The following is a 1,662-nucleotide window of genomic DNA, read 5'->3' on the forward strand; positions in this document are numbered from 1 at the left end:
ATCGCGATGCGGTTGTCGGTCAGCTCGCTGATCGTCGCGATCTGCTTGGCCGCGATGGTCGGGTTCCACGGCCCGGGCAGCAGCGCGGCGATGACCTTGAGCCTGGTCGTCACGGCGAGCAGCGCGTCGAGGTAGGCGTGGAACGTCGCCGGATTCAGCGGCAGCCGCGCCCGCGGATGCGCACCGAAGCCGGGCCAGTCCGGGATCAGGCAGCGATGGTCCCAGGCGAGCTGGTCGGCGAGGCCGCGCATCTCGGCTCGCGACGCGATCGTCGAGAGCGCCGGCAGCAGCAGCACGTCGGGGCCGGCCCCGATCCGATCGCACGGCGTCGGCACCAAGCGGCCGGCCACCGTGAGGTCGAGGGTCGCGGTCTCGCGCATCGGATCGGGCCCGGCTCGGATCAGGTGCGCAGCAGCTCGTTGATCGCGGTCTTGGCGCGGGTGCCGGCGTCGACGCGCTTGACGATGACGGCGCAGTACAGGCCCGGTCCGGGCGAGCCGTCCGGCAGCGCCTTGCCCGGCATCGTGCCGGAGACGACCACCGAATAGGGCGGCACGCGGCCGTAGAAGACCTCGCCGGTGGTGCGGTCGACGATGCGGGTCGAGGCGCCGATGTAGACGCCCATCGACAGCACGCTGCCCTCGCCGACGATCACGCCCTCGGCCACCTCGGCGCGGGCGCCGATGAAGCAGTTGTCCTCAATGATCACCGGGTTGGCCTGCAGCGGCTCGAGCACGCCGGCGATGCCGGCGCCGCCCGAGATGTGGCAGTTGTCGCCGACCTGGGCGCAGGAGCCGATCGTCACCCAGGTGTCGACCATGGTGCCCTTGCCGACCCGTGCCCCGAGATTGATGAACGACGGCATCAGCACGGCGCCGGGCGCGATGAACGAGCCGCGGCGGACGAAGCAGCCGGGAACGGCGCGGAAGCCCGCGGCGCGGAACTCGGCCTCGCTCCAGCCCTCGAACTTCGAGGGCACCTTGTCCCACCACGGCGCCTCGCCGGGGCCTCCGGAGATCGGCGCCATGTCGTTGAGGCGGAAGGACAGCAGCACCGCCTTCTTCAGCCACTGGTTGACGACCCAATCCTGGTCGCCGCTCTTCTCGGCGACGCGCGCCTCGCCGGAATCCAGCAGGGCGAGGGCCGCCTCGACCGCCTCGCGAACGGCGCCGCGCGTGCTCGTGTCGATGCCGGCGCGGTCCTCCCAGGCGGCTTCGATGGTCTGGGCGAGGGCGGCGTGGGACATGGGTCTTCCGGACAGGGTTTTCGTGAGCGCCCGTGCTTACAAGCGGCCGACCGCCCTGTCACCTGACGGTCCCGGTGCGCGGGACGGCGTCCGGCCGCCGTCCCGCAGACGGATCCCCGTGCGCAGCACCCGCGACATCGCCTCGCCGGCTCAGGGCTTCCGCAGCCGCTCGAACCCGAGCCGGCCAGCTCGGGCACTCGAACGCCTGCGTGCAACGGACGCGCCTGGATCGCGCCTCGTTCGGCAACATCTCACGGTTTCGCGGGTAGCTCCTGAAGACCGCGGCTCCGTGCCGACCGGTGCGTGGAGCGATGGGACGGCATGAGACACAAGGCATTGCGCGATCAGGTCGTCGTCGTCACCGGCGCGTCGAGCGGCATCGGGCTCGCGACCGCCCGCCGGGCCGCGGCCGGGGG

At 72.0% G+C, this 1,662-nt stretch carries 2 protein-coding genes; both read right to left on the reverse strand.

The window, feature by feature from the left end; translation table 11 throughout:
• On the reverse strand, positions 1–380 hold a 380-nt coding region (locus FV223_RS27030; protein WP_147729789.1), incomplete at its 3' end, for an LLM class flavin-dependent oxidoreductase.
• A gap of 20 nt (positions 381–400) precedes the next feature.
• Entirely contained in the window at positions 401–1,246 is an 846-nt protein-coding gene (dapD, locus tag FV223_RS27035; protein WP_147729790.1) for a 2,3,4,5-tetrahydropyridine-2,6-dicarboxylate N-succinyltransferase, read from the reverse strand.
• Positions 1,247–1,662: the final 416 nt, after the last annotated feature.

The organism is Methylobacterium sp. WL116, assembly GCF_008039455.1.
GTDB lineage: Bacteria > Pseudomonadota > Alphaproteobacteria > Rhizobiales > Beijerinckiaceae > Methylobacterium.